Origin of the sequence: Halolamina salina (assembly GCF_042678005.1) — an archaeon.
Classification (GTDB): domain Archaea; phylum Halobacteriota; class Halobacteria; order Halobacteriales; family Haloferacaceae; genus Halolamina; species Halolamina salina.
Genome location: NZ_JBHUDH010000025.1, coordinates 21,592 through 26,800 on the forward strand (window position 1 = coordinate 21,592; position 5,209 = coordinate 26,800).

Consider the following 5,209-nt stretch of genomic DNA (forward strand, 5'->3'; position numbering starts at 1 on the left):
TGGCCGGCCGGCTCGACGAACCCACCCGGCAGAAACACGTCGGCTTCAACACCACCGAGAGCCACCAGTTCTACGACCGCGAGGACGCGAGCCGGGGGGCGATCAAGCTGGAGTGCCTCAACTACGCCGGCCCCGCGCCCGCCGACATCGCGATGGGGTCGGAGAGCTTCGGCGACGACTTGCTCGAGGAGATCCGCGCCGGCTACGGCACCCACGTCGCGATGGGCGCACTGGTCGAGCAGTTCCCCCGGGCGGAGAACCGCATCACGCTCGACCGCTCGCGCACCGACGACCACGGCAACCCCGTCCCCGAGGTCGTCTGGTCGCTCGACGAGCGCACCCGCCGGACGATCGAGCGCGCAAACGAGATCCAGCGCTCCGTCTTGGAGGAGATGGGCGCCGATATCGAGTGGGTCGTCGGCCCGGACTCGACGGGTCCCGCCTACCACCACATGGGGACGACCCGGATGGGGACCGACCCCGAATCGAGCGTCGTCGACCCCGACCTCCGCACCCACGACCTCGCGAACCTCACGATCGCCGGCAGTTCTACCTTCGTCACCGGCGGCGCGATGAACCCCACGCTCACTATCGCCGCGCTGTCGCTGAAAGCCGCCGACGCGATCGACAGCCGGCTCTGAGGCCGATCGCTTTTGGCTGGCCGAAAAATCGGCAAGGTTTTAGGAGTCCCTAAACAACCGGCGGGCAATGAGTGAGCAGGACATCTGCGTGATCGTTCCCACGATACGGGAGTACGAGTGTATGGAGGCGTACGTCGCCAACGCCCGCGAGCACGGGTTCGACACCGACCGCCTGTTCGTCGTGCTGGTCACGGAGGACTTCTGTGACACCGACGAGATGGCGGCGATGCTCGACGACCTGGGCGTCGACGGCGCCGTCTTCGACGGCACCGCCCGTGAGGAGTGGTTCGCCGAGCAGGGCGCCAGCGAGTACAGCCACCTGATCCCCGAGGCCAGCCACGCCCAGACCTCCTTCGGGCTACTGTACATGTGGGCCAACGAGCGCTTCGACTACGGCGTGTTCATCGACGACGACACGCTGCCCCACGACGACGAGGACTTCTTCGGCACCCACATGGCGAACCTCGCCTACGAGGGCGAGATCGAGTCCCGCGCCTCCGACGGGTCGTGGGTGAACGTGCTCGACGACGCCGACGGCGACCTCTACCCGCGTGGCTACCCCTACGCGGCGATGGACGAGGAACTCGAACGCGACACCGAACACGTCGACGACGTCGTCGCTTCGCAGGGTCTTTGGACCAACGTCCCCGACCTCGACGCAGTGCGGATCCTGATGGACGGCGACCTGCAGGGACAGGCCCAGACCCGGACCAGCGCCGACGACTTCGGCGAGGACTTCGTCGCCGCGGAGGGGCAGTACCTGACGGTCTGCTCGATGAACCTCGCGTTCCGCCGCGAGGTGATCCCCGCGTTCTACCAGCTGCCGATGGACGACAACCGCTGGGACGTTGGGCGGTTCGACGACATCTGGTCGGGGCTGTTCCTCAAGCGTGCCTGCGACGTGCTCGGCAAGCAGGTGTACAACGGCGGCCCGCTGTGTGAGCACAACAAGGCGCCGCGGTCGACGTTCGACGATCTGCAGAACGAGGTCGCGGGCCTCGAACTCAACGAACACGTCTGGGAAGTGCTGGACGACGCCGGTGCGGACGCCGACAGCTACCGCGACGTCTTCGCGGCGATGGCGGAGGCGCTCGCGACCGGCGACTTCGAGGAGTGGAACAACGGCGAGTTCCTGAACTACTGTGGTGAATACATGACTGACTGGCTCGACTGTCTCGACACGATCGAACCGACCGCCGCGGACACCGTGGAGGTGCCCGCCGATGACTGACGAACCGACCTCGAAGCGCCGCCGACGGCTGCTCGCGAGCCTCGCGAGCGCCGGCCTCGTCGGCGTCGCCGGCTGTAACGGCGGCGACGGGACCGAAACCGACGGCACGCCGGGGAGCGAAGGCGGCACCGACACTCCGACCCAAGGCGGCGACGGGAGCCTCGGCGCCGAGTTCTCGGAGTTCCGCGGCTCGGGCGTGCTCGCACAGGGCCGCGAGGAGGTCGGCGGCACCCGGATCGAGGAGCTGCCGAACCTCGAAGGCGAACTCACTATCTACCTCGGCGGCGGCGAGGGCGGGCTCTACCGCGACCTGATCAACAAGCTGGAGGAGATCTACCCCGACTTCGAGGCGACCCCGCGCGTCTCCGGCACCTCCGACGCCGCGAACACGCTCATCACCGAGGGGTCGGCGACGCCCGCGGACGTGTTCTGGTCGGTCGACGCCGGCTCGCTCGCGGCCGTCGCCGCCGAGGACCTGACCAGCGAACTCCCGAGCGAGGTGACCGACCCCGTCCCCGACGAGTTCCACCCCAACGGCGCGTGGGTCGGCACCGCCGGCCGCGCCCGGGCGATCCCGTACAACACGGAGGCGCTCTCGGAGAGCGACATCCCGGATGACGTGATGGCCCTGCCCGACTCCGGCATCGCCGGAAACATGGGCTGGGGACCGACCTACGGCGCGTTCCAGGCGTTCATCACCGCGATGCGGATCACGGAGGGCGAGGAGGCCACCCGCCAGTGGTTGCAGGGGATGGTCGACGCCGGCATCACCGAGTACGCGAACGAGTTCTTCGTCGCCAACGCGGTCGCCGACGGCGAGGTTCAGGCCGGCTTCGCGAACCACTACTACGCGCTCCGCGTGCAGGCCGCGCGGCCGAACGCGCCGATCGACCTCGCCTTCACGAGCGGCGACGCGGGCGCGCTGATCAACGTCGCCGGCGCCGCGGTGCTGGAGCCGAGTCCCCAGCAGGAGCTGGCACAGACCTTCGTCCGGCACCTGCTCTCGGCGGAGGCACAGGAGTACTTCGCGACCCGGGCGTACGCCTACCCGATGATCCCGGGCGTGCCGCCGGTGGGCGACCTCCCGCGCATCGACGAGCTCAACCCCCCCGAGTTCGACCTCGCGCGGCTCTCGGAGATCGGGCCGACGGTCGAGCTCATGCGTGAGGTCGGCGTCCTGTAATGGGCGCCGCCGGCGACACCACCGACTCGCCGGCGGGCCTCCGCCGGCGGTTCGCGCGTCGGTTCCTCGGGCTGGACGACGACGGCGTCTCGACGCCGCTGGTCCTGCTCTCGGGGGCCATCGCAGCCGCGGTGCTGTCGCCGCTGCTCTGGCTGTTGCTGCGGGCGAGCGAGGTGCCGCTCGCGGAGGCACAGTCGCTTGTCAGTACCTCGGGCGACGTGTTCGCCAACAGCCTCACGCTCGTCGTGGTCGTCACGACCGCCTCAGTGCTGCTGGGCGTGCCGCTTGCGGTACTGACCGTCCAGACGGACCTGCCGTTCCGGCGGTTCTGGACCGTCGTCATCGCGCTCCCGCTGGTGATCCCCAGCTACGTCGGCGCGTTCGCGTACGTCTCGGCGTTCGGTCCCGACGGCGAGCTCGCGGACGCGCTCGCGCCGCTGGGCGTCCGGATCCCCGAGGTGTACGGGCTGGGCGGCACTGCGCTGGTGCTGACGCTCTTTGTCTACCCGTACGTGTTCCTCACCGCCCGCGCGGCGCTGCTCTCCTTCGACGAGACGCAGTTGGAGGCCGCGCGCACGCTCAACGTCGACTACTTCGCGGCGTTCCGGCGCGTGATACTGCCCCAGATCCTGCCCGCCGTGACCGCGGGCGCGCTGCTGGTCGCGCTGTACGCGCTCTCGGACTTCGGGACGCCGACGATCATGCAGTACGACGTGTTCACGCGGATGATCTACGTCGAGCTCAACAGCTTCGGCGACGGGCGGAACAACGCCACACTGCTGTCGCTACAACTGTTGACCGTCACTGCGGTCGTGGTCGCGCTGGAGTCCCGGATCGGTAGCGGCGAGGACTCGGGCTACGGCGCGGCCTCCTCGTCGTCGGTGCTGATCTCGCTCGGGCGCTTCCGTTGGGTGGCGATGCTGCTGCCCGCGCTCGTGTCGACGTTCACGCTCGCGCTCCCGGTCGGCATCCTGACGATGTGGTTCGTCCGCGCCGAGGCGCTGGAGTACGATGTGGGCGGTCGCGCGTTCGAGGCCGGGTTCGCGCTCAACTCCGTCTACGTCGCCGCGCTGGCGGCGGCCGTGACGCTGGCGCTGGCGATCCCCGTCGCGTACTACTCGGGGCGCTCCCGCTCGACGTTCGCGTGGCTGACCGAGCGCGCGACGTATCTCGGCTACGCGATGCCGGGGGTCGTGCTCGCGCTCGCGCTGGTGTTCTTCAGCAGCAACCAACTGGCGGAGTGGTTCGGCCCCGCCGCCGCCCGTGCGGTGTACCAGTCGCTCCCGCTGCTGGTGTTCGCCTACGTCGTGCGGTTCCTCCCGCAGGCGGTCGGTGCGACGCGGTCGTCGGTGCTCGGCGTCGACCCGTCGCTGCTCGGCGCCGCGCGCGTGCTCGGCGAGCCGCCGCGGCGGGTGTTCCGGCGGGTGACGCTGCCGCTGATCGCGCCGGGCGTACTCGCGGGCGCGGCGCTCGTCTTCCTCACGACGATGAAGGAGCTGGACACCACGCTGATCCTCCACCCGACAGGGTTTACAACACTGGTGACGTACATCTGGCGAGTTCAGGAGGGCGGCTACTACGGCCGGGCGGCGCTGCCGGCGCTGGTGCTGGTGGTGGTGTCCGGACTCTCGATGATCCCCCTCCTCGTTCAGGGACGCGATCAATGAGCAACGAACACACCCCCACGACCGGCGAGCGAGCGGCGGAGCGAGCGGACGCGAGCGTCGACGACGACGCCGAGACGGTGCTCGAACTCTCGAACGTCGCCAAGGAGTTCGCGGGCGAGCGGGCCGTCGACGGCGTCGGNNACGGCGTCGACCTCGCGGTCCGGGAGGGCGAACTGCTCACGCTCCTCGGGCCGTCGGGCTGCGGGAAGACCACCACGCTGCGGACCATCGCGGGCCTCGAGTCGCCCACCGAGGGTACCGTCCGCGTCGGCGGCGAGGTCGTCGCCGGCGAGGGCCGCGAGGTCCCGCCGGAGGAGCGCGACGTGGGCATGGTGTTCCAGGAGTTCGCGCTGTTCCCCCACCTCTCGGTCGCGGAGAACGTCGCGTTCGGCCTCGACGACCGCGACAGCGACGCCGCACAGGACCGCGTCGCCGACCTGCTCGACCTCGTCGGGCTCGAAGGGTACGGCGACCGATCGCCGACGGA

5 protein-coding genes are annotated in these 5,209 nt (G+C 69.7%); all 5 read left to right on the forward strand.

Annotation, left to right across the window (positions count from 1 at the left end):
• On the forward strand, nucleotides 1-641 hold a 641-nt coding region (locus ACFR9S_RS03185; protein WP_379818052.1), incomplete at its 5' end, for a GMC oxidoreductase.
• 67 nt (nucleotides 642-708) lie between these two features.
• Nucleotides 709-1,872 (forward strand): alpha-1 4-glucan-protein synthase, encoded by a 1,164-nt coding sequence (locus tag ACFR9S_RS03190; RefSeq protein ID WP_379732343.1) that lies wholly within the window; start codon nucleotides 709-711, stop codon nucleotides 1,870-1,872.
• Nucleotides 1,865-3,055: an extracellular solute-binding protein gene (locus ACFR9S_RS03195; protein ID WP_379818053.1), complete on the forward strand. Its 1,191-nt coding sequence runs from the start codon at nucleotides 1,865-1,867 to the stop codon at nucleotides 3,053-3,055. Before ACFR9S_RS03190 ends, ACFR9S_RS03195 begins: the two co-directional genes overlap by 8 nt.
• Nucleotides 3,055-4,722 (forward strand): ABC transporter permease, encoded by a 1,668-nt coding sequence (locus ACFR9S_RS03200; protein ID WP_379818054.1) that lies wholly within the window; start codon nucleotides 3,055-3,057, stop codon nucleotides 4,720-4,722. The genes ACFR9S_RS03195 and ACFR9S_RS03200 overlap by 1 nt, the downstream gene beginning before the upstream one ends.
• A partial coding sequence (locus ACFR9S_RS03205) for an ABC transporter ATP-binding protein (RefSeq protein ID WP_459077185.1) occupies nucleotides 4,719-5,209 on the forward strand: 491 nt, incomplete at its 3' end. The genes ACFR9S_RS03200 and ACFR9S_RS03205, both read left to right, overlap by 4 nt.

Coding starts and splice junctions, on each gene's coding strand:
- ACFR9S_RS03200 (WP_379818054.1), top strand. CDS start 3,055: ATGGGCGCCGCCGGCGACACCACCGACTCGCCGGCGGGCCTCCGCCGG.
- ACFR9S_RS03195 (WP_379818053.1), top strand. CDS start 1,865: ATGACTGACGAACCGACCTCGAAGCGCCGCCGACGGCTGCTCGCGAGC.
- ACFR9S_RS03190 (WP_379732343.1), top strand. CDS start 709: ATGAGTGAGCAGGACATCTGCGTGATCGTTCCCACGATACGGGAGTAC.